Origin of the sequence: Burkholderia cepacia (assembly GCF_001718835.1) — a bacterium.
In the GTDB taxonomy this organism is placed as follows: domain Bacteria; phylum Pseudomonadota; class Gammaproteobacteria; order Burkholderiales; family Burkholderiaceae; genus Burkholderia; species Burkholderia cepacia_F.
This window is the reverse complement of the sequence record NZ_CP013444.1, coordinates 3,230,342-3,256,073: the sequence shown is the minus strand read 5'-3', so window position 1 is coordinate 3,256,073 and position 25,732 is coordinate 3,230,342. Positions and strand designations below refer to the sequence as shown.

The 25,732-nt window shown below is 68.6% G+C and carries 22 protein-coding genes; 16 read left to right on the top strand and 6 right to left on the bottom strand.

The window, feature by feature from the left end; genetic code table 11:
• Positions 1-90: 90 nt before the first annotated feature.
• From WT26_RS34285 to WT26_RS34265, 5 genes are all read left to right on the top strand, one after another.
• Positions 91-1,557 (top strand): sigma-54 interaction domain-containing protein, encoded by a 1,467-nt coding sequence (locus WT26_RS34285; RefSeq protein WP_069275029.1) that lies wholly within the window; start codon positions 91-93, stop codon positions 1,555-1,557.
• A gap of 39 nt (positions 1,558-1,596) precedes the next feature.
• Positions 1,597-2,154 (top strand): hypothetical protein, encoded by a 558-nt coding sequence (locus tag WT26_RS34280; RefSeq protein WP_069275028.1) that lies wholly within the window; start codon positions 1,597-1,599, stop codon positions 2,152-2,154.
• 61 nt (positions 2,155-2,215) lie between these two features.
• The gene (locus WT26_RS34275; protein WP_177309793.1) at positions 2,216-2,503 is read left to right on the top strand and encodes a hypothetical protein; all 288 of its coding nucleotides are present in this window, start codon (positions 2,216-2,218) and stop codon (positions 2,501-2,503) included.
• 104 nt (positions 2,504-2,607) lie between these two features.
• Positions 2,608-2,898 carry an H-NS family nucleoid-associated regulatory protein gene (locus tag WT26_RS34270; RefSeq protein ID WP_069275027.1) on the top strand — a complete coding sequence of 97 codons (291 nt, stop codon included), beginning with the start codon at positions 2,608-2,610 and terminating at the stop codon, positions 2,896-2,898.
• 561 nt (positions 2,899-3,459) lie between these two features.
• The gene (locus tag WT26_RS34265; RefSeq protein ID WP_069275026.1) at positions 3,460-5,820 is read left to right on the top strand and encodes a GNAT family N-acetyltransferase; all 2,361 of its coding nucleotides are present in this window, start codon (positions 3,460-3,462) and stop codon (positions 5,818-5,820) included.
• A 466-nt stretch (positions 5,821-6,286) separates the two neighbouring features.
• On the opposite strand, the gene WT26_RS34260 is transcribed toward WT26_RS34265, so the two are convergent.
• Positions 6,287-6,838 (bottom strand): hypothetical protein, encoded by a 552-nt coding sequence (locus WT26_RS34260; RefSeq protein ID WP_069275025.1) that lies wholly within the window; start codon positions 6,836-6,838, stop codon positions 6,287-6,289.
• Between the two features lie 209 nt (positions 6,839-7,047).
• Positions 7,048-7,869, bottom strand: coding sequence for an IclR family transcriptional regulator (locus tag WT26_RS34255; RefSeq protein ID WP_069275024.1), 822 nt, complete (start codon positions 7,867-7,869; stop codon positions 7,048-7,050).
• Positions 7,870-8,419: 550 nt separating this feature from the next.
• On the opposite strand from WT26_RS34255, the gene WT26_RS34250 reads away from it, so the two are divergent.
• Positions 8,420-9,268 carry an ureidoglycolate lyase gene (locus WT26_RS34250; protein WP_059523340.1) on the top strand — a complete coding sequence of 283 codons (849 nt, stop codon included), beginning with the start codon at positions 8,420-8,422 and terminating at the stop codon, positions 9,266-9,268.
• Positions 9,269-9,385: 117 nt separating this feature from the next.
• Here the strand turns inward: WT26_RS34250 and WT26_RS34245 are convergent, their stop codons facing one another.
• Complete coding sequence (locus WT26_RS34245) at positions 9,386-9,769, bottom strand: VOC family protein (protein ID WP_069275023.1); 384 nt, start codon at positions 9,767-9,769, stop codon at positions 9,386-9,388.
• Between the two features lie 123 nt (positions 9,770-9,892).
• On the opposite strand from WT26_RS34245, the gene WT26_RS34240 reads away from it, so the two are divergent.
• A complete protein-coding gene (locus tag WT26_RS34240; RefSeq protein WP_231130503.1) occupies positions 9,893-10,510 on the top strand; it encodes a CGNR zinc finger domain-containing protein in 618 nt (205 codons plus the stop codon).
• A 52-nt stretch (positions 10,511-10,562) separates the two neighbouring features.
• Here WT26_RS34240 and prpR read toward each other — a convergent pair whose 3' ends face one another.
• Positions 10,563-12,548 (bottom strand): propionate catabolism operon regulatory protein PrpR, encoded by a 1,986-nt coding sequence (prpR, locus tag WT26_RS34235; protein WP_069275022.1) that lies wholly within the window; start codon positions 12,546-12,548, stop codon positions 10,563-10,565.
• Between the two features lie 170 nt (positions 12,549-12,718).
• On the opposite strand from prpR, the gene prpB reads away from it, so the two are divergent.
• The 7 genes from prpB (at position 12,719) to WT26_RS34200 (ending at position 20,603) form a co-directional block, all read left to right on the top strand.
• A complete protein-coding gene (gene prpB, locus WT26_RS34230; RefSeq protein ID WP_059665326.1) occupies positions 12,719-13,612 on the top strand; it encodes a methylisocitrate lyase in 894 nt (297 codons plus the stop codon).
• 115 nt (positions 13,613-13,727) lie between these two features.
• Positions 13,728-14,900, top strand: coding sequence for a bifunctional 2-methylcitrate synthase/citrate synthase (prpC, locus tag WT26_RS34225; protein ID WP_027790338.1), 1,173 nt, complete (start codon positions 13,728-13,730; stop codon positions 14,898-14,900).
• Between the two features lie 64 nt (positions 14,901-14,964).
• Positions 14,965-17,559, top strand: coding sequence for a Fe/S-dependent 2-methylisocitrate dehydratase AcnD (gene acnD / locus WT26_RS34220; RefSeq protein ID WP_059665324.1), 2,595 nt, complete (start codon positions 14,965-14,967; stop codon positions 17,557-17,559).
• A 26-nt stretch (positions 17,560-17,585) separates the two neighbouring features.
• Positions 17,586-18,779, top strand: a complete 1,194-nt coding sequence (gene prpF, locus WT26_RS34215) for a 2-methylaconitate cis-trans isomerase PrpF (RefSeq protein WP_059523212.1) — start codon at positions 17,586-17,588, stop codon at positions 18,777-18,779.
• Between the two features lie 124 nt (positions 18,780-18,903).
• A complete protein-coding gene (locus WT26_RS34210; RefSeq protein ID WP_069275236.1) occupies positions 18,904-19,965 on the top strand; it encodes a CaiB/BaiF CoA transferase family protein in 1,062 nt (353 codons plus the stop codon).
• A 118-nt stretch (positions 19,966-20,083) separates the two neighbouring features.
• Positions 20,084-20,332 carry a type II toxin-antitoxin system Phd/YefM family antitoxin gene (locus WT26_RS34205; RefSeq protein WP_069271745.1) on the top strand — a complete coding sequence of 83 codons (249 nt, stop codon included), beginning with the start codon at positions 20,084-20,086 and terminating at the stop codon, positions 20,330-20,332.
• On the top strand, positions 20,322-20,603 hold the full coding sequence (locus tag WT26_RS34200; RefSeq protein WP_069271744.1) for a type II toxin-antitoxin system RelE family toxin: 282 nt from the start codon (positions 20,322-20,324) through the stop codon (positions 20,601-20,603). Before WT26_RS34205 ends, WT26_RS34200 begins: the two co-directional genes overlap by 11 nt.
• 109 nt (positions 20,604-20,712) lie before the next feature.
• Here WT26_RS34200 and WT26_RS34195 read toward each other — a convergent pair whose 3' ends face one another.
• A complete protein-coding gene (locus WT26_RS34195) occupies positions 20,713-21,156 on the bottom strand; it encodes a PaaI family thioesterase (protein WP_059523219.1) in 444 nt (147 codons plus the stop codon).
• 240 nt (positions 21,157-21,396) lie between these two features.
• On the opposite strand from WT26_RS34195, the gene WT26_RS34190 reads away from it, so the two are divergent.
• A complete protein-coding gene (locus WT26_RS34190) occupies positions 21,397-23,016 on the top strand; it encodes a methyl-accepting chemotaxis protein (RefSeq protein ID WP_069275021.1) in 1,620 nt (539 codons plus the stop codon).
• Here the strand turns inward: WT26_RS34190 and WT26_RS34185 are convergent.
• Complete coding sequence (locus WT26_RS34185; RefSeq protein WP_069275020.1) at positions 22,989-24,098, bottom strand: AGE family epimerase/isomerase; 1,110 nt, start codon at positions 24,096-24,098, stop codon at positions 22,989-22,991. The two genes, WT26_RS34190 and WT26_RS34185, sit on opposite strands and share 28 nt — an antisense overlap.
• Before the next feature lie 267 nt (positions 24,099-24,365).
• Here WT26_RS34185 and WT26_RS34180 point away from each other — a divergent pair, with 267 nt between their 5' ends.
• Positions 24,366-25,703, top strand: a complete 1,338-nt coding sequence (locus WT26_RS34180; RefSeq protein WP_069275019.1) for a hypothetical protein — start codon at positions 24,366-24,368, stop codon at positions 25,701-25,703.
• Positions 25,704-25,732: the final 29 nt, after the last annotated feature.

Genomic DNA, 25,732 nt, shown 5'->3' with positions numbered 1-25,732 from the left:
GGGCAAGGCCGTTGCGGGCTGTCTCCGGAGTGAGATAATCCGTCTCGTTCCGGAGACAGCCGGTCGACGATACACGGAGACGAAGACACGATGATGAACGACTGGGCCCGCCTGCCCGTCAACTACGGCGACGTGCTGCGGCGCGCCGCCGAGTCGCTGTTCCGGACCTTCGAGGATTCGAGCGCGGGCACGGTGGTCGTCGATCGCGATGCACGCGTCGTGTGGATGAACGAGCGGTATGCGGCGCGCTTCGGTTTCGCCGATCCGCAACAGGCCGTCGGCCTCGACTGCGAGGCCGTGATCCCGAACAGCCTGATGCGCGAGGTCGTGTCGACCGGGCAGCCGATCCTGCTCGACATCATGGAGACGGGCCGCGAGCCGCTCGTCGTCACGCGCCTGCCGCTGAAGAACGAGGCCGGCGAGACGGTCGGCGCGATCGGCTTCGCGCTGTTCGACCAGTTGAAGACGCTCACGCCGATCTTTTCCCGCTACGCCCAGCTTCAGCAGCAACTGATCGCGACGCAGCGTTCGCTCGCGCAGGCGCGCCGCGCGAAATACACGTTCGCGAGTTTCGTCGGCACGAGTGCGGCGAGCCTCGAAACCAAGCGCCAGGCGCGCCGCGCCGCCCAGGTCGATTCGCCGGTGCTGCTGCTCGGCGAGACGGGCACCGGCAAGGAATTGCTCGCGCATGCGATCCACGCGGCGTCGGCGCGTGCACTCCAGCCGCTCGTGACCGTCAACGTTGCCGCGATTCCCGACACGCTGCTCGAAACCGAATTCTTCGGCGCGGCGCCCGGTGCGTACACGGGCGCCGACCGCAAGGGGCGCGTCGGCAAGTTCGAGCTGGCCGATCGCGGGACGCTGTTTCTCGACGAGATCGGCGACATGCCGCTGCCACTGCAGGGCAAGCTGCTGCGCGTGCTGCAGGACAAGGAGTTCGAGCCGGTCGGCTCGAACCGGATCGTGCGCGCGGACGTCCGGATCATCGCGGCCACGAGCGCCGACCTGCCGGCGCTGGTCGCGGCCGGGCGTTTTCGCGCGGATCTCTATTACCGGCTGAACGTGCTGACGATCCACGCGCCGCCGCTGCGCGAGCGCGCCTCCGACATCGCCGCGCTCGTCTACGCAACCCTCGAGGAACTGGCCGCGCAACACGGGCGCGCGGCCCATTGCGAGCTGACCGACGATGCGCTGCGGATGCTGTGTGCGTACCCGTGGCCGGGCAACGTGCGCGAGTTGCGCAATACGCTCGAGCGTGCGCTGATGCTGTCGGACCGGTCGGTGATCGATGCGCGTGCGCTCGCGCCGTTTTTCGGGCCTGCGCGCGCACAGCCCGACGGCATGCCGCCCACGCAGGCGGAGGCCGAACCTGAGGCAGGCGCGGCGCCTGCCGCATCCGCCGTGTCGTACGCGGACGCGTTGGCGGCGTGGGAGCGCCAGTTCCTGACCGATGCGCTCGCGGCTTGCGACGGCAAGGTGGTGGAAGCGGCCGCGCGCATCGGGATCGGCCGCGCGACGCTGTACAAGAAGCTGGCGGCGCTGGGCATCGACCGGTAGCGCGCCTGTGTCCGGCGCGGCTCGAACGAGGAGGCGACGATGAAGCGAACCTGCATCGCGTGGTGGCTGGGCGTGACGCTGGCGGCGTCCGTGCTGGCGGCATCCGCGCTGGCGGCATCCGCGCTCGCGCAACCGGATGCGGCGGGCGAACAGACGATGCGACGCAACTGGTACAACGATCCGTTCGTCGCGCTGTCGCGGGACGTGCCCGAATGCCCGTTGCCGCTCGGCCCGTGGATGACGCGGGCCGAGATGACGGACGACGCGCACTACCGTGCCGAACGCGGCACCACGTGCTGGCTCGCGCACCGCTGCACGAAGCCGAACTCCTACATGTATGACGCACCGATCGCGGCTGCGGCGAAGGCGCACTTTGCCGGCGCGACGCGGCTGAGCGGCACGAGCCTGTGGATCACGGTGCAGCGGCGCTTCGTCTACGTGGAAGGGTGTGCGGACGCGTCGTTCGATCGCGCGGCGCTGCAACGCGAATTGGCGGCGCTGCCCGACGTCGAGCAGGTTTTCGTTCGCATCACCGACGATCCGCGCCGGTCGGTGCCGTACAAGACCCGCGCGCAACCCGACCGGGCGCCGAATTGACGAGCGTGCAGGGGCGCATGGCATACTCGCGACATTCAGAAAAAGGTTGACGGGAAGAACAATGAAACACATGCTTGCGTCGGTCTGTCGAAGGCCCGACGCGTTGTTGCGGCGGGCCGGGGCGATTGTCTTGCTGGCGGTGCTCGGGGGATGCGGCGGAAGTGCTCCGCTATTTACTTCGGATGGCCGTCCGACCACGTTGGTGCAATGCACGAGCGGCGATTCATGGGGCAATTGCATGGACAACGCGCGCGCCACCTGCAGCGGTGAATTCGACGTGCTTCAGCAATCGGTCGACGGCGGCGTGCGGAGTCTTCTCTTCGCATGCAAGAGAAAAAGCGGTTATTGATCCCGTTTTCTCAGCCGGAGAAATCTCCCGATCGCGCAGACCCCTTTTTTATTTGCTTCGAGTCACCTATTTTTCACGAATAACACTCACGGAGTCCCATCCATATGGCGACCTACAGGCAACTGACCGCGCAGCTCGAACGGCTTCAGCAAAAGATCGACAGGGAACGCGAAAAGGCGATTGCCGATGCGATTGCCGATATCCGCGCGAAAATCGAGGAATACGACATTACGCCGGAAGAGCTCGGGTTCCGTTCCACGGGCGCCCCTGTCAAGGCCAAGCGTCCGCTGCCGCCGAAATATCGCCATCCGAAGACGGGTGAAACGTGGAGTGGCCGTGGACGGTCGCCGGCGTGGCTCGGCAAGAATCGCGCGCGTTTCCTGATCAAGGACTGACTCCCGAAAATTCTCACCTTTCGCGTGCCGACCGACGGTGCGAACGGCCATGCGGCCGTCGCACCGTTTTGTTTTGGTGCGCGCGCCGATCATTTGAATCCCCCGAAGCGTGGCGCGCTGCTGCGCGATTGCCGCGTGCCGTTTCGGCAAATCACCGCGATTTATCCACGTTTCGCGCCGATTCCCGGTAAACCGCCGCGCAATCGCATGTCGCATGTGCGTATCCGCAGGCGAATTGCGCGGTGCATGCGCCGACGATGTTTCCATCACCTTTCGCCGTTTCGCGCATTCACGTGCGCAATTCCCGAACGTTCTCACCTTGGCTCCTGTAAATCCTCACCATTGCCGAGCCGGCGCGGACGAACGCGTTCGCGTTTCGCGTGACGCTGCATGCCGGACACCCGTGCATGGTGCAGGGCTTGACCGAGGTCGAGTAGTCGGCCGTCCGGCATATAGGCAGCCGCGAACGGTTCGCCTATGCTTTGAATTCGCGCAGGCCGGACGGCGGCTCGTCGAGCCGCATCCGGGTCCGGCCATCTTTCGTTACCGCAGGGAGCCGATGTGACCGTTCGCCATCTCGATGCGTTGTTCCAGCCCAGGTCCGTTGCGGTCGTCGGCGCGTCGTCGCGCGCGGGCAGTATCGGCGCGATGGTGTGGTCGCGCGTGCTCGACGGCGCGTTCCAGGGGCCCGTGTGGCCCGTCAATCCGAAATACGACGCGCTGAACGGCTACAAGGTCGTGCCGGATGTCGACCGGTTGCCCGCACCGCCGTCGGTTGCCGTGATCTGCACGCCGCCCGCGACCTGGGCCGGCATCGTGCGCAAGCTCGGCGAGCTCGGCACGCGCGTGGCGGTGATCGTCGGCGAGGCGCGCACGGATGCCGATCGCGCCGCGCTCGATCGCACGCTGAAGGCGGCGAAGCCGTTCGTGCTCCGTATCGTCGGGCCGGGCAGCCTCGGCGTGCTGTCGCCCGCACGGCATGCCCATTTCGGCGCGCCGGCCTATACGGCGCGTTCGGGCGGTGTCGCGTGGGTGTCGCAATCGAATGCGCTGACGAACGCGGTGCTCGGCTGGGCCGACGCGAGGGGCCTCGGTTTTTCGCATGTCGTCGCGCTCGGCAGCGAGTCCGACGTCGATGCGGGCGACGTGCTCGACTATCTCGCGAGCGACCCCGGCACGCGCGCGATCCTGCTCGAACTCGATACCGTGCGCGCGGCGCGCAAGTTCATGTCCGCCGCCCGCGCGGCCGCGCGCAACAAGCCGGTGCTCGCCTTGCGCACCGGGCGCGCCGATCCCGGCGACGCGCTTTATACGGCGGCGTTCCAGCGCGCGGGGATGGTACGGGTCGATGCGCTCGACGATCTGCTCGACGAGATCGAGACGCTCGGCGTCGGTCGCGTCACGGCGCGCGGTGCGGCCACGCTCGTGACGAGCGATGCAGGCGTCGCGAAACTCGCGGTCGACGCGGTGGCCGAAGTGCGCGACGTGCTGGCCGAATGGCCGGCGGAGGCAACGGCGGCCGTCGCGCAAGCGCTGCCGCATCTCGCATCGCCCGGCAATCCGCTGACGCTGGGCGACGATGCGCGGCCCGAGCATTTTGCCGCGGCGGTCAAGGCGCTCGCGCCGTTCCCGCAAACGGGCACGCTGTTCGTCGTCCATTCGACTTCCCACAGCGCGCCGGCCGATGCGGTCGCGCACACGCTGATCGAAGCGCGGCAGTACGCGCATCGCGGCATCCTCGCGTGTTTCTTCGGCGCGGTCGACGCGGCGACGCGCGATGCATTGCATGCGAACGGCATTCCCGTGCACACCACGCCGCAGCGGCTCGCACGCGCGTATGCGCGTCTCGTCGACTACAACCTCGGGCGGCAACTGCTGATGCAAACACCCGAGGGCACGCCGCCGCAGCCGGCGGCATGCATCGCGTCCGCGCGAGAGGAGGCGCGCGGGTGGCTGGAGGCGGGGCGGCACGAACTCGCCGGCGAGCCCGCGCTGCAATGGCTGGCGCATTTCGGCCTGCAAGGCGCGGCGCCGTCCGACGAGCCGCGCGATGCCGTGGTCGTCGACGTGACGGTCGACATGCACGACGACCCGAATTTCGGTCCGGTATTCCGCTACCTGGTGCCTCCGGCGGACGGCGTGTCCGCGCCGTTCGTCGTCTATGGCCTGCCGCCGCTGAACACCGTGCTCGCCCGCGCGGTGATGGAACGCTCGCCGTATGCACGCAGCACACCCGTCGAGCCGACGCTCGACGCATTGACGGCGCTGTCGCAGGTCGTCTGCGACGTGCGCGAAGTCGTGGCGATGTCGGTCACGCTGCGCGTGCTGTCCGATCGTGCGCAAGTGATGGCACCGCGTATCACGCTGGCCACGGGCCGCAGCCGGCTCGCGATCATGCCGTATCCGCGCCACCTCGAGCAGACGCTCGAGTGGCGCGGCGAGACGGTAACGATCCGCCCGATCCGTCCGGAAGACGAGGCCGCGCACAACGAGCTGCTCGGCGCGATGACACCGGACGATCTGCGGATGCGATTCTTCGGTGCGGTGCGCAGCTTCGATCATTCACAGGTGGCGCGCATGACGCAGATCGATTACGACCGTGAGATGGCCTTCATCGCGTCGGTTGACGACGGGGCAGGCCGGTCGCACACGCTCGGCGCGGTACGCGCGGTGGCCGATCCCGACAACGAGACGGCGGAGTTCGCGATCGGCATTCGGCCGGACCAGAAGGGCAAGGGGCTTGGCCGGCTGATGATGAACCGGATCATCGACTACGCGCGTTCGCGCGGAACCGCATGGATGATCGGCGAGGCGCTGCGCGAGAACGCGGCGATGATCGCGCTCGCGCGTGCGTGCGGGTTCACGGTCACAGCGACGGAAGAGCCCGGCATCGTGGGCTTCAGGATGAAGCTGCAGGCGTGACGCGCGGCGCTTCTCTTCCTTTGCCGGATACGGCATGCCGCACGCACATTCGCCCCCGGCCGCGGCGCGAGCGAAGGCGGGCAACGATGCCTTTACACCCCCATCGCGTCAAAGGTGAGCTTTTTCGGGGGCCATGCGTGAGCCTTTCCGGGAACGCAGGAGTGAGCTTTTTCGGGAGCCTTCGGTGAGCCCTTTCGGGAAGGGGCGGTGAGCGTCTCCGGGAGACGCCGGTGAGCCTTTCCGGGACGCAATGGTGAGCCTCTGCGGGAAGCTGCGGTGAGGGTCTGCGGGAGGCTCGGGTGAGCCGTTCCGGGAGCCCTCGGTGAGCGCTTTCGGGACGTTCAGGTGAGCACTTGCGGGAGGCTGAGGTGAGATTTTTCGGGAGCCCGCGCCGGCGGTGCTCCCGTGGGCACGGCGCCGGCTGTCGCGTTGCGCGCGCCGGTGTCGGCCGTGCCAGGCGGTCCGGTCAGGCGGCCAGTTTCGACGCCGCGTCGTTCACCTGGTCGCGCGAAATCGCGAGTTCGGTCAGGTGCGCGTCCGCGTACACGGCGCCGGTTTCGCGCTCGAGGCGGGCGATCGTCAGTGCGCAGCGTGCGGTGTCCTTCGGCATCGCGATGAAGCGCTTGACCGATTCGCCGGACGTGAATGCTTCGAACAGCGCGCCGCGCACGTCGTCCGGAAGCGTCTTGGTCCACTGGTACGGCTTGCCGTTGAACGTGATCGACGGCGGCAGCGTGCGTTCTTTCTTGGTCGCCGTGATGAGCCCGTAGGTGCGGGCCGCGTCGCCGATCTGCTCGGGCGAGAAGAGCTCGTCGGGCGTGATGTCGAACTGCTCGATGTAGTTCTCGATCGCCTGCATCGCGGCGGCACGATCGTCGCGCTTCTTCTGCGCGCGCGCGACGATATCGCGCAGTTCGTCCGCCTCCTCGGGCGTGATCGTGAAGCTTGCCTGCTTCTGCTGAAGTTCGGAGAAACGCTGGAATTCTTGATCGTTCAGAAGTTTGGCCATGACATCCATCGGACACGGCGGCCGCGACAACCGGCCGCCGTAGTTTTTGAGAGGGCCGCTATTTTAGCGTAGCGACCCTGCATGGCGCGGCCGTGCGAAGCATCGCGGCCACGCGCAACATGCGCAACATGCGTGATACGCGGCGGCGCCGCGCGTGCCGCGTCGCGGCGCGCGTTGCCGCCGCACCCGCATCGGTCCGACGCGCTCGCGTGCGCCGGTCAGTTCCGCTCGATGCGGCTCATCGACAGCGTCGCGGCGGTGGCGCGCAGGCGCTCGGCTGCCGCGTCGACCGACGGCGCCATGTGCGCATCGATCCGGCGCATGTACGGGCAGGTCAGCACCGCGATCGCATGACCGGACGGCCCGAGGATCGGGACGCTGATGTCGACGACGCCATAGGCCTGACGGCTGTCCCGGCACAGGAAACCGTCGCTGCGGATCGCCTGGCACGCGTACGCGAGTTCCTGCTCGTTCAGCGGCGCTTCGCCCTTGACCTTGCGGTGCTCGACGAGCATGTGCGCGCGCTGCTCGGCGCCCTGGAACGACAGCATCACCCGCCCCGATGCCGTATCGGCGAGCCCGATGCGCGAACCGAGCCGGACCGACACGCCCCACGGGCCGGGCCCGTCGACTTGCGCGATCACGAGCAGGTTGCCGCGATCGTAGACGGACAGGTGGCACGATTGTTCGGAGGAATCGGCGAAGCGCTGCATCGGCGGCAGCGCCTCGGCGATCAGCCGGCTCATCGGCGGGTGCCGGTGCGCGAGCGAGAACAGCTTGAGGCTGAGCGTATAGCGGTCGCCGCCGGTCGAGCGCATCACGTAGCGGCGCGCGACGAGGCGTTCGAGCATCCGGTAGATCTCGCTCGCGTTGCGGCCGAGCTCCTTCGTGATTTCGGTGCGGGTGAGGCCTTCTTTCTGCTCCGACAGGAGTTCGAGGATGTCGAGACCCTTGTCGAGCGCGGGTGCGCGATAGCGTTCGAGTCCCCCGCCGTCTCCATGGGCGTCGTTACCGGGGGACCGGTCGTTGATCATCTGCATCGTCTTGGTATCGTGGGTCGGTGAAGTGCTCACGATCGGTCGGCAGCGCACGCGCAACGGCTTTGCAACGCCCACGTGCAAAGCCTGTACGCGCCGGCGAGCGCACTTCGATCGAGCATAACAATAAACAATTGAGAAATAATTCGGCAAATTCTTACTGATTATTACCAATCTGGCGCGTATGTGCGGCTGCTCAGACGACAAATATGGCAAGAAAGTGCATATTTATTTTATGTGACGAAATAGTCGCAGTGAATCGATGACGCCTGTATGGCGAGTATTCACGTCGCGTTGCCCGGAGCGGATCGGGCCGGCGCGGGACCCTGACGGATAACGGCGATGCTGCGCCGCAGCGCCCGCGGGCGCACCAATAGTCGGTATCCGTCGCGCGTCATTTCATGGCGCGCGGCCGATGGTACAAAGAGCGGCAGGCAACGCTGGCGCGCTGCGCGCGAGCGCCGTTTCGCCGGCGTCGACCCGCAAACCGACGGCCGCCCGTTCGTTGCGTGCGTCGGCATCCTGTCACATCCGATCACGGAGGTTGAGTTCGATGAAACTGCTTCGCTATGGCCCGTCCGGCCAGGAAAAGCCCGGTATTCTCGACGCGGACGGCCGGATTCGCGACCTGTCGGCGCATGTGCCGGATCTGTCCGGCGATGTGCTGTCCGACGCGGGTCTCGCGCGCCTGCGCGCCATCGATCCGGCCACGCTGCCGCTCGTGTCGGGCGAGCCGCGCATCGGCGCGTGCGTCGGCCATGTCGGCAAGTTCATCGGCATCGGCCTGAACTACGCCGATCACGCGGCCGAAGCCGGCATGCCGGTGCCGAAGGAGCCCGTCGTGTTCGGCAAGTGGACGAGCTCGATCTGCGGCCCGAACGACGGCATCGACATCCCGAAGGGTTCGGTCAAGACGGACTGGGAAGTCGAGCTGGGCGTCGTGATCGGCGCGACCTGCAAGGACGTCGACGAAGCCCGCGCGCTCGATCACGTCGCGGGCTACTGCGTCGTCAACGACGTGTCGGAGCGCGAATGGCAGATCGAGCGCGGCGGCCAGTGGGACAAGGGCAAGGGCTTCGACACGTTCGGCCCGATCGGTCCGTGGCTCGTCACGCGTGACGAGGTGCCCGATCCGCAGCGTCTCGACCTGTGGCTCGAGATCGACGGCCACCGCTATCAGAACGGCAACACGCGCACGATGGTGTTCACCGTCGCGCAGCTGATCGCCTATCTGTCGAGCTGCATGACGCTGCAGCCGGGTGACGTGATCACGACCGGCACGCCGCCGGGCGTCGGGATGGGCATCAAGCCGTCGCCGGTGTTCCTGAAGGCCGGCCAGACGGTGCGCCTCGGGATCGACGGGCTCGGCGAGCAGTTGCAGGGCACGCGCAACGCGCAGTAGCCGTTCGGCGATGCGAAAAGCAGAGGCCCGATTCCGCGCACGACGGAATCGGGCCTTGGGTCGACGGGTGGCAGATCACGCGCGATGCACGCGTCTCCAATGTAACGAACGCCCCCGTCACACGATGTTGTCCAGCTCGCAATGGGCTTCGAGCCGATATCCGTCGGGATCGACGACGAACGCCGCGTAATAACCGGGGCCGTAGTGCTCGCGCTTGCCGGGCCCGCCGTTGTCCTGGCCGCCGTGCTCGAGCGCGGCGCGGTAGAACGCGTCGACTTCCACCGGTGACGACGCCTTGAACGACACATGCAGCCCCGATTCCGGATCGGCCGCCACGGGGCGCGCCGTGTACGTGAGCCACAGAACCGGTTCGGCCGTGCCGTAGCCCAGTGACGACGCGTCGCCGAACAGCCGCTTGTAGCCGAGCGCGCCGAGCGTGCTGTCGTAGAACGTGCGGCTGCGGCCGATGTGGGCGACGCCGAAGGAAAGGTGATCGATCATGTCATTGCTCCTTGAGACTGCGTGGGTGTCAGTGCGGCAAGCGAGTTTTAACCACCATGCAGGTTATGCTAGGAAACGTCCTTGCGCTTGTCAACCGGCATGCTGGTTAGATACGATCGCGTCATGAGCAAAACGCAACCTTCCGTCACGACGGACTGCCTGGTTCCGGCGCCGCCGGAAACGCTGAGCATCGATTTCGCGAACACGCTGTACTGGCGCGGCGCCGACACGCCGACGGAGACCTTCGGGACGCTGGAAGACCTGTTGACGTGGTGCCGCGAGCAGGCGGGCGTGCCGGCCGGCCTGGCCGACGCGTGCGGCGCGTCGATCGCGGATGCCGGGCCGGCATGGCTCGACGGTGCGCTGGCGCTGCGGGAGACGCTTTACCGGCTCTACCTCGCGCAGGCCGAGCAGCGCGAGCCGCCGGCGCGCGACGTCGCTGCGCTGCGCGGCCATCTCGCGCAAGCGGCGCCGCGTGTCGCGCTGGCGCGCACGAACGACCGGTACGCGTGGCAGGTCGGGCGCGAGGCCGCAACGCTCGGCGGGCTGCTGAGCCCGGTACTGTGGTCGGCGATCGACCTGCTCGGCGGTGCGCGGCTCGCGAAGGTCAAGCGTTGCGCGAACGACGCCTGCCAGTGGCTGTTCATCGACGACAGCAAGAACGGCAGCCGCCGCTGGTGTTCGATGTCGTCGTGCGGCAATCGCGCGAAGGCGTATCGCCACTATCACAAGGCGGACTGACCGGGGACCGGCGGCGGACCTGTGCGCACGGCCGCGTCGCGGCGGGCGTCGCCTACCTGCCGGACAGCTTCCGCCACAGCGTCGTCTTGCTGATGCCGAGCATCGCGCATGCGCGGTCGCGGTCGCCGCCGCACGCGTCGAGTACCGCGCGGATCTCGTCGGCCTCCGCGCGACGGCGGCGTGCGTACAGCGTCTGCGCATCGTCCGGATCGGCACCCGCGTCGGCCGGGCTCGCGAACAGCTCGGGCGCGATCGCCTGCAGCGCGTCGGGATCGAGCACGCCGCACGGCGCAGCCTGCCCGTCGTCGCCCGCTTCCTCGGCCAGCTCCACCGCGATCCGCTCGATCACGTTCTGCAGTTCCCGCACGTTGCCGGGCCACCGGTAGCGCATCAGGATCGCCTGCGCCGCGTCGAGCATGCGCGCCGCGTCGCCGGCATCGCGCAGGCTGTCCGCGAGCCGCGGCTCGCGCCGCGCGGCCTGCACGAGCAGCGTGGCCGCGAGCGCCGGGATGTCGGCCGCGCGCTCGCGCAGCGGCGGCAGGCCGACGTTCAGGATGTTGAGCCGGTAGTAGAGATCCGCGCGGAACGTGCCGGCCTCGACGGCGGCGAGCAGCGGACGGTGCGTCGCGGCGATCACGCGCACGTCGATGCGGATCGGCTCGGTCGAGCCGAGGCGGATCACCTCGCGCTCCTGCAGCACGCGCAGCAGCCGGCTCTGCAGCGACGGCGGCATCTCGCCGATCTCGTCGAGAAACAGCGTGCCGCGGTGCGCGGCTTCGAACAGGCCGGTCTTGCCGCCGCGCCGCGCACCAGTGAACGCGCCTTCCTCATAGCCGAACAGCTCGCTTTCGAGCAGCGCTTCCGGAAACGCGCCGCAATTGACCGCGACGAACGGGTAGCTGCGCCGCGCGGACAGCGCGTGCAGGCTCTGCGCGATCATTTCCTTGCCGGTGCCGCTTTCGCCGAGCACGAGCACGGTCGCGTCGGATTTCGCGTAGCGGCGCACGAGATCGCGCACGCGCGCCATCGGCGCCGATGCGCCGACCACGTCGTCGAGCGCGTAGCGCGCCGCGAACTGCTGCGTGGTGGGTTGCGAACGCAGTGCGCGGTCGAGCCGTTCGACCGCGCGCGATTCCTGGAACGTCAGCACGCTGCCCGACGTGACGCCGCGATCGACGAGCGGCCCGCGATGCACGACGTAGCGCACGCCGCGCACGGTTGCGAGCGCGTCGCCGTCCTCGCCGCGCAGCGTGCGCAACTCGGGCCGCAGGTCGACGAGCGCGCGGCCGACGGCCGCCGCGGGTTCGACCCCGAGCGCCGACGCGAGCCGTTCGTTGATCGCCTCCACGCGGCCGCGCGCGTCGAGCGCGACCACGCCGTCGCGCAGGTGCTGGAGCAGGTTGTCGAGCCGCTGGCGGCGGAACGCCTCGGCGTGCGTCGCATACGCGACTTCGAGCGCCGTATCGACGGCCTTGCGCACCGATGCGTGCGAATACAGGAACACCGCGCCCATGCCGGCGCCGGCCGCGAGATCGGTGACGAGGCCGGGGCCGACGATCGTCTCGATGCCGCGGTCGCGCAGCTCGTGCACGCAGGCTTCCGCTTCCTGCGCGGACTGATATGACGCAAACTGCACGTCGAGGCCGTAGGCGGCGACGAAGCGGCGCACTTCGGGCGGCGTTTCGCCGGCGCTGACGAGCGCGATCCGCGACGCGTCGCGCCGGGCCCGCGCGAGCGCCTGCATCACGTCGAAGCCGGTCGGCGACACGACCACCACCGGCACCTGCGCACGCGTTTTCAGGAAGCCGCCGTTCGAGCCGGCCGCGACGATCACGTCGGGCCGCGCGGCACCGGCCTCGGCGATCGCGCTGAGCGCATCCTCATAGGCGCGCGTGACGATGCGCACGTCGGCGCGTTCGTCGAATTCGCCGGCGATCTCGCGAAACAGCTCGCGCAGGCGGCTGATGCCCATCGCCCAGATGCGCGGGCGCGCCGCGCGATCCGCCGGGCCGACGGGCTTGGTCGAGGAAAGGTCCATGGCGGTCGATTATGCGCGCGCGATTTCATTTTTGAAACACGAAATTGCCGAATTGAAATCGCCGGGTGCGGTTTCGCCCGTGCCGGTTGCTTAAGAATCAGTGGGTTAGCGACGTTCCGCGAGCTGGCCCGGTCCTTGCTGTTATCGGGCATTCCATCAGGAGGCCGTTCATGAGCAACACGCATCTTCAGAGCGCCGGCGCGAAATTCCGCGCGGCAGTCGCGGCGGAGCAGCCGCTGCAGGTGGTCGGCGCGATCACCGCGTATGCGGCCAAGATGGCGCAGGCCGTCGGCTTCAAGGCCGTGTATCTGTCCGGTGGCGGCGTCGCCGCGAACTCGCTCGGGATCCCCGACCTCGGCATCAGCACGATGGAAGACGTGCTGATCGACGCGAACCGGATCACCAACGCGACCGACCTGCCGCTGCTGGTCGACATCGATACGGGCTGGGGCGGCGCGTTCAACATCGCGCGCACGGTGCGCTCGTTCATCAAGGCCGGCGTCGCGGCCGTGCACCTGGAAGACCAGGTCGGCCAGAAGCGCTGCGGCCACCGTCCGGGCAAGGAAGTCGTGCCGGCCGAGGAAATGGTCGACCGCGTGAAGGCCGCGGTCGATGCGCGCACCGACGATCAATTCGTGATCATGGCGCGTACCGACGCCGCCGCCGCCGAAGGGATCGATTCGGCGATCGAGCGCGCGGTGGCCTATGTCGAGGCCGGCGCGGACATGATCTTCCCGGAAGCGATGAAGACGCTCGACGACTACCGCCGCTTCAAGGCGGCCGTGAAGGTGCCGATCCTCGCGAACCTGACCGAGTTCGGCTCGACGCCGCTGTTCACGCTCGACGAGCTGCGCGAGGCGAACGTCGACATCGCGCTGTACTGCTGCGGCGCGTATCGCGCGATGAACAAGGCCGCGCTGAACTTCTACGAGACGCTGCGCCGCGACGGCACGCAGAAGGCTGCCGTGCCGACGATGCAGACGCGCGCCGAGCTGTACGACTTCCTCGGCTATCACGAATACGAGCGCAAGCTCGACGAGCTGTTCGCGCAGGGCAAGAAGTAATTCGGCCCGCGCGCCGGGCACGGTTCCCGGAACGCTTTGCATGAAACCGGGCGGCGCGCACCCGTGCCGCGCCCGGCGGACATGACACCCCCGATACCTATTGGAGAACGGAAACATGAGCGAGACGAAAGACGCAGCAGCACCGGCCGCCGCAGGCGCATTCAAGCCGAAGAAGTCGGTGGCGCTGTCGGGCGTGACGGCCGGCAACACGGCGCTGTGCACGGTCGGCAAGACCGGCAACGACCTGCACTATCGCGGCTACGACATTCTCGACGTCGCCGAGTCGTGCGAATTCGAGGAAATCGCGCACCTGCTCGTGCACGGCACGCTGCCGAACCTGACCGAACTGGCCGCATACAAGGCGAAGCTGCGCGCGCTGCGCGGCCTGCCGAACGCGCTGAAGGCCGCGCTCGAGCAGATCCCGGCATCCGCGCACCCGATGGACGTGATGCGCACGGGCGTGTCGGTGCTCGGCACCGTGCTGCCGGAGAAGGACGACCACAACCTGCCGGGCGCGCGCGACATCGCCGACCGCCTGATGGCGTCGCTCGGTTCGATGCTGCTGTACTGGTATCACTTCTCGCACAACGGCAAGCGCATCGAAACGGAAACCGACGACGACTCGATCGGCGGCCACTTCCTGCACCTGCTGCACGGCAAGACGCCGTCGAAGTCGTGGGTCGAGGCGATGCACACGTCGCTGATCCTGTACGCGGAGCACGAATTCAACGCGTCGACGTTCACCGGCCGCGTGATCGCGGGCACGGGCTCGGACATCTACTCGGCGATCACCGGCGCGATCGGCGCGCTGCGCGGGCCGAAGCACGGCGGCGCGAACGAAGTCGCGTATGAAATCCAGAGCCGCTACAGCTCGCCGGACGACGCCGAAGCCGACATCCGCCGCCGCGTCGAGAACAAGGAAGTCGTGATCGGCTTCGGCCACCCGGTCTACACGATCTCCGATCCGCGCAACAAGGTGATCAAGGGCGTCGCGCACAAGCTGTCGAAGGAAGCGGGCGACCTGAAGCTGTACAACATCGCCGAGCGCCTCGAATCGGTGATGTGGGAAGCGAAGAAGATGTTCCCGAACCTCGACTGGTTCAGCGCGGTGTCGTATCACATGATGGGCGTGCCGACCGCGATGTTCACGCCGCTGTTCGTGATCTCGCGCACGTCGGGCTGGAGCGCGCACATCATCGAGCAGCGCATCGACAACAAGATCATCCGCCCGAGCGCGAACTACACCGGCCCGGAAGACCTGCAGTTCGTGCCGATCGAGAAGCGCTGATCCGGCGCCCGGGGGAGGCCGGTCGGCTTCCCCCGCTCATGAATCCCCAGCTTTCCCCCACATCATGAATACCGCCTACCGCAAACCCCTGCCCGGCACGTCGCTGGACTATTTCGACGCGCGCGCCGCGGTCGACGCGATCGCACCCGGCGCGTACGACACGCTGCCGTACACGTCGCGCGTGCTCGCCGAAAACCTCGTGCGCCGTTGCGATCCGGCGATCCTCGCCGATTCGCTGAAGCAGATCATCGAGCGCAAGCGCGAACGCGACTTCCCGTGGTTCCCGGCGCGGGTCGTGTGCCACGACATCCTCGGGCAGACGGCGCTCGTCGACCTCGCGGGCCTGCGCGATGCGATCGCCGACGGCGGCGGCGACCCGGCGAAGGTGAACCCGGTCGTGCCCGTGCAGCTGATCGTCGACCACTCGCTCGCCGTCGAATGCGGCGGCTTCGATCCGGACGCGTTCGCGAAGAACCGCGCGATCGAGGATCGCCGCAACGAGGACCGCTTCCACTTCATCGAGTGGACGAAGAAGGCGTTCGAGAACGTCGACGTGATCCCGCCGGGCAACGGCATCATGCACCAGATCAACCTCGAGAAGATGTCGCCGGTGATCCAGGCGCAGGACGGCGTCGCGTACCCGGACACCTGCGTCGGCACCGACAGCCACACGCCGCACGTCGACGCGCTCGGCGTGATCGCGATCGGCGTCGGCGGGCTCGAAGCGGAGAACGTGATGCTGGGCCGCGCATCGTGGATGCGCCTGCCCGACATCGTCGGCGTCGAGCTGACCGGCAAGCGCCAGCCCGGCATCACCGCGACCGACGTCGTGCTCGCACTGACCGAGTTCCTGCGCAAGGAAAAGGTGGTCGGTGCGTATCTGGAGTTCCGCGGCGAAGGGGCGGCGAGCCTCACGCTCGGCGATCGCGCGACGATCTCGAACATGGCGCCCGAATACGGCGCGACGGCCGCGATGTTCTTCATCGACGGCCAGACGACCGACTACCTGCGCCTCACCGGCCGCAGCGACGAGCAGGTGAAGCTCGTCGAGACCTACGCGAAGGCGGCGGGCCTGTGGGCCGATACGCTCGCCAACGCGCAGTACGAGCGCACGCTGACGTTCGACCTGTCGAGCGTGGTGCGCAACATGGCCGGCCCGTCGAACCCGCACAAGCGGCTGCCGACCTCCGATCTCGCCGCGCGCGGGATCGCCGGCCAATGGGAAGAGAAGGCGGGCGAGATGCCCGACGGCGCGGTGATCATCGCCGCGATCACGAGCTGCACGAACACCAGCAACCCGCGCAACGTGATCGCCGCGGCCTTGCTCGCGCGCAACGCGAATGCGCGCGGCCTCACCCGCAAGCCGTGGGTGAAGAGCTCGCTCGCGCCGGGCTCCAAGGCGGTCGAGCTGTACCTGGAAGAAGCGAACCTGCTGCCCGAACTCGAGAAGCTCGGCTTCGGCATCGTCGCGTTCGCGTGCACGACCTGCAACGGGATGTCGGGCGCGCTCGACCCGAAGATCCAGCAGGAAATCGTCGACCGCGACCTGTACGCGACGGCCGTGCTGTCAGGCAACCGCAACTTCGACGGCCGGATTCACCCGTATGCGAAGCAGGCGTTCCTCGCGTCGCCGCCGCTCGTCGTCGCGTATGCGATCGCCGGCACGATCCGTTTCGACATCGAGAAGGACGTGCTCGGCCACGACGCGGACGGCAAGCCCGTCACGCTGAAGGACATCTGGCCGACCGACGAGGAGATCGACGCGATCGTCGCGTCGAGCGTGAAGCCCGAGCAGTTCCGCAAGGTCTACGAACCGATGTTCGCGCGCAGCGCCGATGCGGGCGAGCGCGCGGCGCCGCTGTACGACTGGCGCGCGCAGAGCACCTACATCCGCCGTCCGCCGTACTGGGAAGGCGCGCTGGCCGGCGAGCGCACGCTGCAGGGCATGCGCCCGCTCGCGGTGCTCGGCGACAACATCACGACCGACCACCTGTCGCCGTCGAACGCGATCCTGCCGGACAGCGCGGCCGGCGAATACCTCGCGAAGATGGGCCTGCCGGAAGAAGACTTCAACTCGTACGCGACGCACCGGGGAGACCACCTGACCGCGCAGCGCGCGACCTTCGCGAACCCGACGCTGATCAACGAGATGGCGGTCGTCGACGGCGCGGTGAAGAAGGGCTCGCTCGCGCGCGTCGAGCCGGAAGGCAAGGTCATGCGGATGTGGGAAGCGATCGAGACGTACATGAATCGCAAGCAGCCGCTGATCGTCGTGGCCGGCGCCGACTACGGCCAGGGTTCGTCGCGCGACTGGGCCGCGAAGGGCGTGCGGCTCGCGGGCGTCGAGGCGATCGCCGCCGAAGGCTTCGAGCGGATCCACCGCACGAACCTGATCGGGATGGGCGTGCTGCCGCTCGAGTTCAAGCCCGGCACGAACCGGACGACGCTCGGCATCGACGGCACCGAAACCTTCGACGTGATCGGCGAGCGCACGCCGCGTGCCGACCTGACGCTGGTGATTCACCGCAAGAACGGCGAGCGCGTCGAGGTGCCGATGACGTGCCGGCTCGATACGGCCGAGGAAGTGTCGATCTACGAAGCGGGCGGCGTGCTGCAGCGCTTCGCGCAGGACTTCCTCGAATCGTCGCAGGCGGCTTGACCGGGTCACACAGGGACAACGCAAACATGGCTCACATTCCTCAAATCAGGATTCCGGCGACCTATATCCGCGGCGGCACCAGCAAGGGTGTGTTCTTCCGGCTGCAGGACCTGCCGGACGCCGCGCAGGCGCCCGGCGCCGCGCGCGACGCGCTGCTGCTGCGCGTGATCGGCAGCCCCGATCCGTACGGCAAGCAGATCGACGGGATGGGCGGCGCGACGTCGTCCACCAGCAAGACGGTGATCGTGTCGAAGAGCACGCGGCCCGGCCACGACGTCGACTACCTGTTCGGGCAGGTCGCGATCGACCGCGCGTTCGTCGACTGGACCGGCAACTGCGGCAACCTGTCGGCGGCGGTCGGCCCGTTCGCGATCGGCGGCGGGCTCGTCGATCCGTCGCGCGTGCCGCGCGACGGCATCGCGACCGTGCGGATCTGGCAGGCGAACATCGGCAAGACGATCGTCGCTCACGTGCCGATCGTGAACGGCGCGGTGCAGGAGACGGGCGACTTCGAGCTGGACGGCGTCACGTTCCCGGCCGCGGAAGTGCAGCTCGAATTCATGGACCCGGCCGCCGAGGAAGAAGGCGCGGGCGGGTCGATGTTCCCGACCGGCAACCTCGTCGACGATCTCGCGGTGCCGGGCGTCGGCACGCTGAAGGCGACGATGATCAACGCGGGCATCCCGACGATCTTCGTCGAGGCGGAAGCGATCGGCTATACGGGCACCGAGCTGCAGGACGCGATCAACGGCGATGCGAAGGCGCTCGAGAAGTTCGAGACGATCCGCGCGCACGGCGCGCTGCGCATGGGCCTGATCGACACGCTCGATGAAATCGCGACGCGGCAGCACACGCCGAAGATCGCGTTCGTCGCGAAGCCGGCCGATTACGTCGCGTCGAGCGGCAAGCGCGTGAACGCGGGCGACGTCGACCTGCTGGTGCGCGCGATGTCGATGGGCAAGCTGCACCACGCGATGATGGGCACGGCGGCGGTCGCGATCGGCACGGCCGCGGCGATCCCCGGCACGCTCGTCAACCTGGCGGCGGGCGGCGGCGAACGCAACGCGGTGCGCTTCGGCCATCCGTCGGGCACGCTGCGCGTCGGCGCGGAGGCGCAGCAGCAAGCGAACGGCGAGTGGACCGTCACGAAGGCGATCATGAGCCGCAGCGCGCGCGTGCTGATGGAAGGCTGGGTGCGGGTGCCGGGGGATGCGTTCTGACGCGGCGCGTTCAGTGTGAACAGCCCTGCCGATCCCTGCGAAGCGGACCCCGCCGAGCAGGGATTTTTCGTTTGAGGGGGCGTCCGTCGCAAACGCCCACCGACCGCAAAGCATGGAGAACCGCATGCCGATCGAATCGCCGCTGACGGGCGTTCATATCGTCGAATTCGAAGGTCTCGGCCCCGGCCCGCTCGCGGGCTGGATGCTCGCGGGGATGGGGGCGCGGATCACGCTGATCGCGCGCCCGGCCGGCCGCACGAGCGCGCCGGACGCATTGAAGGCCCGCGACGGCGACCTGCTGCGCGAAGGCAAGACGATCGTCGAACTCGACCTGAAATCGCCGGCGGGGCGCGACGCAGCGCTCGCGCTGGTGTCACGCGCCGATGCGCTGATCGAGGGCCTGCGGCCCGGCGTGATGGAGCGGCTCGGCCTCGGCCCGGCGGATTGCGCACCGCATAACCCCCGGCTCGTCTATGGCCGGATGACCGGCTGGGGCCAGCACGGCCCGCTCGCGGCCGCGGCCGGGCACGACCTGAACTACGTCGCGCTGACGGGGCTGCTGTCGCTCGCCGCGCCGCGCGGCGCGGACAGCGCCAAGCCCGGCCTGCCGCCGACCGTCGTCGGCGATGCGGGCGGCGCGCTCGGGCTCGCGTTCGGGATCGTCTGCGCGCTGTTCGACGTGCGCGGCGGCGGGCCGGGGCGCGTGGTCGACGGCGCGATCGTCGACATCGTAACGATGCTCGGTTCGCTCGCGCTGTGGGCGCGCGCGAACGGGCAACTCGACGGCGCGCAGCCGAGCCTGTTCCACGATGCGCCGTTCTACGACGTGTATCGCTGCGCGGACGGCGAGTGCGTGACGATCGGCGCGCTCGAGCCGCCGTTCTATGCATTGCTGGTCGAGCGCCTCGGGCTGACCGACGTCGATCCGGCGTCGCAGTACGACCGCGCGCGCTGGCCCGCGCTGAAGGCGCGTTTCGCCGATGTGTTCGCCCGGCAGCCGTCCGCGCACTGGCGCGCGCTGCTCGAAGGCACCGACGTGTGCTTCGCGCCGCTGCTGAGCGTGGCGGAGGCGGCGAAGCATCCGCACAATGTCGCGCGCGGGGTCTATCGCACCGATGTGGACGGCACCGTGCGCGCGAATGTCGCGCCGCGTTTCCTGTCGCTGGCAGGCAATTGGGCGGAGTAGGCGCGTCTGCCGGGATGAGCTTCGGAGGCTCAGGTATCGAGGACCGGTGAGCCAATTTTGGCACTAAATTTGGTGCTAAATGACGTACAATCGACGCTTATTCGAGGAAGGAGCCGAAATGCCTCACACCATCCTGGCAAGCGTTACGGCGAGCGTCTCCGAGCTGAAGCGGAACCCGATGGGAACCGTTGCGGCGGGAGAGGGTTCCCCGGTGGCGATCCTGAACCACAACGAACCGGCGTTCTATTGCATCCCTGCGAAGACCTGGGAGGCGATGCTCGAACGTCTGGAGGATATCGAAGACAACGCGCTGGCTGATGCGCGTGCCAAGGAGAAGGCCGTCAAGGTCAAGCTGAATGACCTTTGAACTCGCATTTCTCGAACCTGCATTGAGAGAGTGGAAGAGGTTTGATCGCACCGTTCGCGACCAGTTCAAATCCAAACTCGCCGAGCGGCTTGAAAACCCTCGCATCCCCTCGGCAAAGCCGCACGGCCACCCGGATCGCTACAAGATCAAGCTACGCAGCGCCGGCTACCGACTTGTCTACGAAGTGCGCGACACGGAGGTCATCGTGCTGGTTGTCGCAGTCGGCCGGCGCGAACGCGATGCAGTCTATCTTGCCGCGCTGAAACGTTAGAGCGAGACGGGCCGCGCATAGTCTGCGGCCGCTGGCCCGCATGCTTGACCGTTCAGCTCGGGTGCGCCGCGTCGCCCTGCACGCGATCGATTTCAGTCGGCGCAGCGCCTCAGGCCGTTTCCTCCGGCGCATCCGGCATCTTCCCGTCGCCGACGCGGTTGATCGTGCCTTGCGCGATCGCGACGAGTCGCTCGTGATCGCCGTCGATGACGAACACGTGACATTGGCAGGTCGCCTGGTGCCGGCCCGCATAAACGAGCTTCGCGCGCGCGACGAGCGTGCCGTTCACGGCCGGGCGCAGGTAGTTGATCTTGTATTCGGCCGTAATCACGCGCGGGCCCAGCACGAGCGCGCCGGCGAACGTCAGCGCGTTGTCCGCGAGGTAGCTGATGACGCCGCCGTGCACGAAACCGTGTTGCTGCCGCAGTTCATCGCGCACGGGCAGACACAGCGACACCTCGTTGTCGCCGATATGCATCAGCTCCGTGCCCAGCAGCATGCTGAACGGTTGCGCGCGCAATGCGCCGCGCGCGTGATCCGTGATGTCGGTCATCGAACTTCCTTCGAAATGAGTGCCCGCTTGCGCTGAACTCTAGGAAGGGGGCTGCGGATAAGCAAGGAAATTCGTCCGCATTTCCTGCGATTGGCGGCGCCGCGCAATGCGATTATTGCGTCGCACGCGCGCGACCTCCGCAAATTGGAGGAGGTTCTCGGGCATGCCTAAAGTCCGCCCGGGAAATGCCGCTAATGCCGGGGCATTGCCTCATCGTCCGCTTTCCAGGAATCTCCCCCCATGTTCGGAAAAATCAAGCTCGCGTCGGGTCTGCTCGGCGTGTTGACCGTGTTCTGCCTTTTCCTGTTCGCGATCGAGGCGCTCGGCTTCTGGGCGCTCACGTCGACGCGCAGCGGCGTCGACGACCTGTCGAACGTCGCGATCACGCAGGTCGGCGCGGCGAGCCAGGCCACCCAGCAACTGCTCGACGCGCGCATCAACCTGTCGCGCGCCGGCACACGGATGGTGCGCGGCGGCCCGAAGCCGGACGACATCATCCGCCATGCCGGCGCCTCGCTCGCGGAAGCCGACAAGGCGTTCGCCGCGCTGACGGCCGTGCAGCCGGTCGACGAGACCAACCGCGCGCGCGTCGCGGCGCTGACCGAGCGCTACCGGAAAATCCACGCGGCGCTCGCGGAGCTCGTGCAGTTCCTCGACGCCGACAACATCCAGGCATTCCTCGACCAGCCGACGCAGCGCATCCAGGATGCTTACCTGACCGAGCTGCATCGCTTCGTCGAGTACGGCAGCGCGTCGAGCCGCTCGGCGCTCGACACGATCGACGGCGGCATGCTGTGGTTCAAGTCGGTCGGCATCGTGCTGCTGGCGGCGATGCTCGTGGCGAGCGCGGCGATCTACGCGGCCGCGCGGCGCGCGGTCGTCGCGCCGCTGGAAGAGGCCGGCCGCCATTTCGAGCGGATCGCGCAGGGCCGGCTCGATGAAGTCGTGCGGGCAGGCGGCGTGTTCGAGATCGACCGGATGCTGCGCGGCCTCGCGACGATGCAGACGAGCATCGCGGGCACCGTGCGCACGGTGCGCCAGGCGTCCGATGCGATCCACCTCGGCGCGGGCGAGATCGCCAGCGGCAACGCCGACCTGTCGGCGCGCACCGGCACGCAGGCCGCGTCGCTGGAGGAGACGGCCGCGAGCATGGAGGAGCTGACGGCGACCGTCCGTCAGAACACCGACAGCGCACGCGCGGCGAGTGCGCTGGCCGACGCGGCGCTCGAGGCGACGAGCCACGGCGGCGGCGTGGTCGACAGCGTGATCGACCGGATGCGCGGCATCGCGCAGAGCTCGGGGCGGATCGCGGAGATCATCTCGGTGATCGACGGCATCGCGTTCCAGACCAACATCCTGGCGCTGAACGCGGCCGTGGAGGCCGCGCGGGCCGGCGAACAGGGCCGCGGCTTCGCGGTCGTCGCGGGCGAAGTGCGCTCGCTCGCGCAGCGCAGCGCGCAATCGGCGAAGGAGATCAAGGCGCTGATCGAGGATTCGGTCGCGCAGATCAACGGCGGCGCGGAGCTCGTCGAGCGCGCCGGCGAAGCGATGCGGACGGTGTCGACGTCGATCACGCGCGTCGTGCAGACGATGTCCGAGATCACCTCGGCGTCGGTCGAGCAGAGCGTCGGGATCGAGCAGGTGAACCAGGCCGTCACGCAGATGGATCAGCTCACGCAGCAGAACGCGGCGCTCGTCGAGGAAGTCGCGGCGGCGGCCGCGTCGCTGAACGACCAGACCGCGCACCTGATGCAGGCAGTGTCGGTATTCGAACTGGGCGATGGCCGTGCCGCACGCGATGAGCGTGCGGCGCCGGCGTTCGCCGGGACGGGTTACGAACCGGCCGGCAGCGCCGCGTAGGCGGTCGCGAGGTGGTAGGGCGTCGTCGACGGCATGTCGGCGCGCGACACCTGCCCGTCAGCCGTCTTGCACTCGAACCAGCCGCGCGGATGCAGGAAGCGCGCGGCGAAGCGTTCGGTCTGCCGCGCGAGCGGCGCGGAGGCCGGCGTGCCGCCGTGCGTCGCGAGCGCGCGCAGATACTCCGTCTGCGCCCAGATCCGCTGCGTGCCGTCGACGCATGCGCCTTGCGCATCGAGCGCCGCGCAGACGCCGCCCGTCTGCGGATCGACACCGTATTGCTCCGCAAAGCCGAACGCGCGCGACAGCGCAGCGGGGAGCCCTGTTTGCGCGAGCCGCGCGCCGGCCGCATCGACCAGGTAGAACCACTCGAACTGATGGCCGGGCTCGAAACGGTTGTCTGCCGCGCCGAGCGGCAGCTCGGCCACGCAGCCGGTCGCCGCGTCGACGAACGTGCGCTCGACGGCCTGCGCGGTGTGCGCGAGCGCGTCGTCGAACGCCGCGTCGCCGAATGCATCGGCAGCCGCGAGCCACGCTTCGGTCAGGTGCATCAGCGGATTCTGCAGCGCCCCGCTGCCGGACGGCGAGAAATCGGCGTGGCGCGCCGCATCGAGCAGCGCGTCGCCGGGGTGCGGCGCGAAACGGTCGCGGATCAGCGCGGCCGTGTCTTCGGCGACCGTGCGCGCGGCGCGCTCGCCCGAGGCCGCGTGATACGCGGCGCACGCGAACACGATGAATGCGTGCGTATAGAGATCCTTGGTCGTGTCGAGCGGCGCGCCCTGCGCGTCGACGCTGTAGATCCAGCCGCCGTGGCGCGTGTCGCGAAAGTGCCGGCCCAGCGCGTCGAACAGCGTGGACGCGTGCGCGGTGTCGCCGGCCTGTGCGAACACGAACAGTTGCCGTGCGCAGGCCATTGCGCGATAACGGGTCGCGGGCAGCGGCGCGTGGGTGGCCGGATCGACGGCTTCGAACGGCAACTGCAATGTCTGGTCGAACCCTGAACCCCGCCAGATCGGCAAGACGACGTGCGCGAAATGGTGGCGCAGCTGGGCGGCCTGGGCGGAAGCGGAGTCGGAAACGGACATGACGGGGTTGAGCGCTGGGTTCGAAACGTGTCGGCGCGGCCCGGAGGATCGGCGCGGCCGGGGCCAAGGATAAAACATTCCGCGCGGCCGGCACCAAAAAAAGGACGGAAATCCGCTGCGTGCGCGCGCTGCCCGGCGTGACGCGCGGCGACGACGGAAACGATCGGGCCTGAGATGAATAGGCGACAGGTCATGCGACAATGCACGGTCACTGATTCCGTTTGACGCTCCGGTTCCGCGTTCGCGGGGCCCCGCATCCCGACCTCCATGACCGAATCCGTAGCCACGCCCCGTTCCCGTTCCAACCGTCCGTCCGCGAAGCCGCGCCGTCGCGCCGCCGCCGCTGCCGCGGGCCGCGCGCCGGCCCGCGCGACGATGCAGCCCGGCGGCGACGCGCAGGCGGCCGGCGCGCCTCGCGACGAGCGTACGCTCGACCTGTTCGGCGATCCGGTGCTCGAGGCCGGTGAAGGGGTGTCGGCGGTCGCACGCAGTCGGGTGGCCGAGGCCGCGGCCGTCGTCGACGCTGCAAGGGACGCGCCGGATCATCAGCAAGCGACGCTCGACGGGTTCGACGCGCCGGAGGTGGCGGTCCCGGCTGCGGCTGGCGGCGAGCTTGCCGCCGATGGCGCGACGGCAGGGGCCGGACATGTGCCGGCGGCTGCCGACGCTGCATCCGGGGCGGCTTTCGAGCCGACGGAGCAAGGCATGCCGGCTGGCGCCGAGCGCGAGCCGGCGGCCGAGGCGACGCTGGAAGTCGTCTCCGACGCGACGGCGCAGGATGCGTCAGCTCACACCGCCGACGCCGCGTCGGCAGCGCAGGACAGCGGCGCGCCGAGCCGTGCCGAGGACATCGCGACGGCCGGCGCGGCGGCAACGCTGCCGCTTGCAGCGGCAGCCGCGGTTTCCACGGAAGACGACGGCGGCGCGGCAACGAAGCCGGCGCTCCCGCGCGCGGCAGGCGCCCGCTCATCGACAGGGACGAAGCGTCGCACGTCGGCGGCAGCCGCCCGCGAAGCGACCGCACAGCCCGCGCCGGGAGCAGCGGACGAAGCGTCCGGGCCGGGCAAGGCAGACACGCCGCCGCGCATGACCGCCTCTGCGATGAGCGTCGAGCCTTCCGTCAGCGCGCCCGAACGCGACGATGCGGCTGCGTCGGCTGCGTCGGCTGCGCGGCCGGCGGCGTCCGCGGCGACGTTCGTCACGAAACCGTCGTCGGACCACGCCGGGCCGTCGTTCGATGCCGATACGCAGCTGCGGCCGCTCTCCGACCGTCTTGCCGCATTGCAGGCGGAAACGACCGCGCTGCGACGCGCGGCCGATCGCGAGATGCGCCGCGTCAACCGCCTGCTGCTGGCGTTGGCCGTCGTCGTGCTGGCCGGGCTCGTTGCGCTGGTGCTGCAGACGATGCAGGTGTCGCGCCTGAAGCTCGGCGCCGTCGCCCAGCAGCAGCGAATCGATCGCCTGACCGCTGATCTGGCGACGCAGCAGGCCACGGTCACGACGCTCGAGCAGCACAACGACGCGCTCCTGTCGCAGGTCGACCGCCTGGAACGCAACGTGAGCCGCCAGACGGCGGCGGGGAAGCGCGTCCGTCGGGGCCGCTGAACGTTTCGACCCTACCTGGAGAGCCCCGC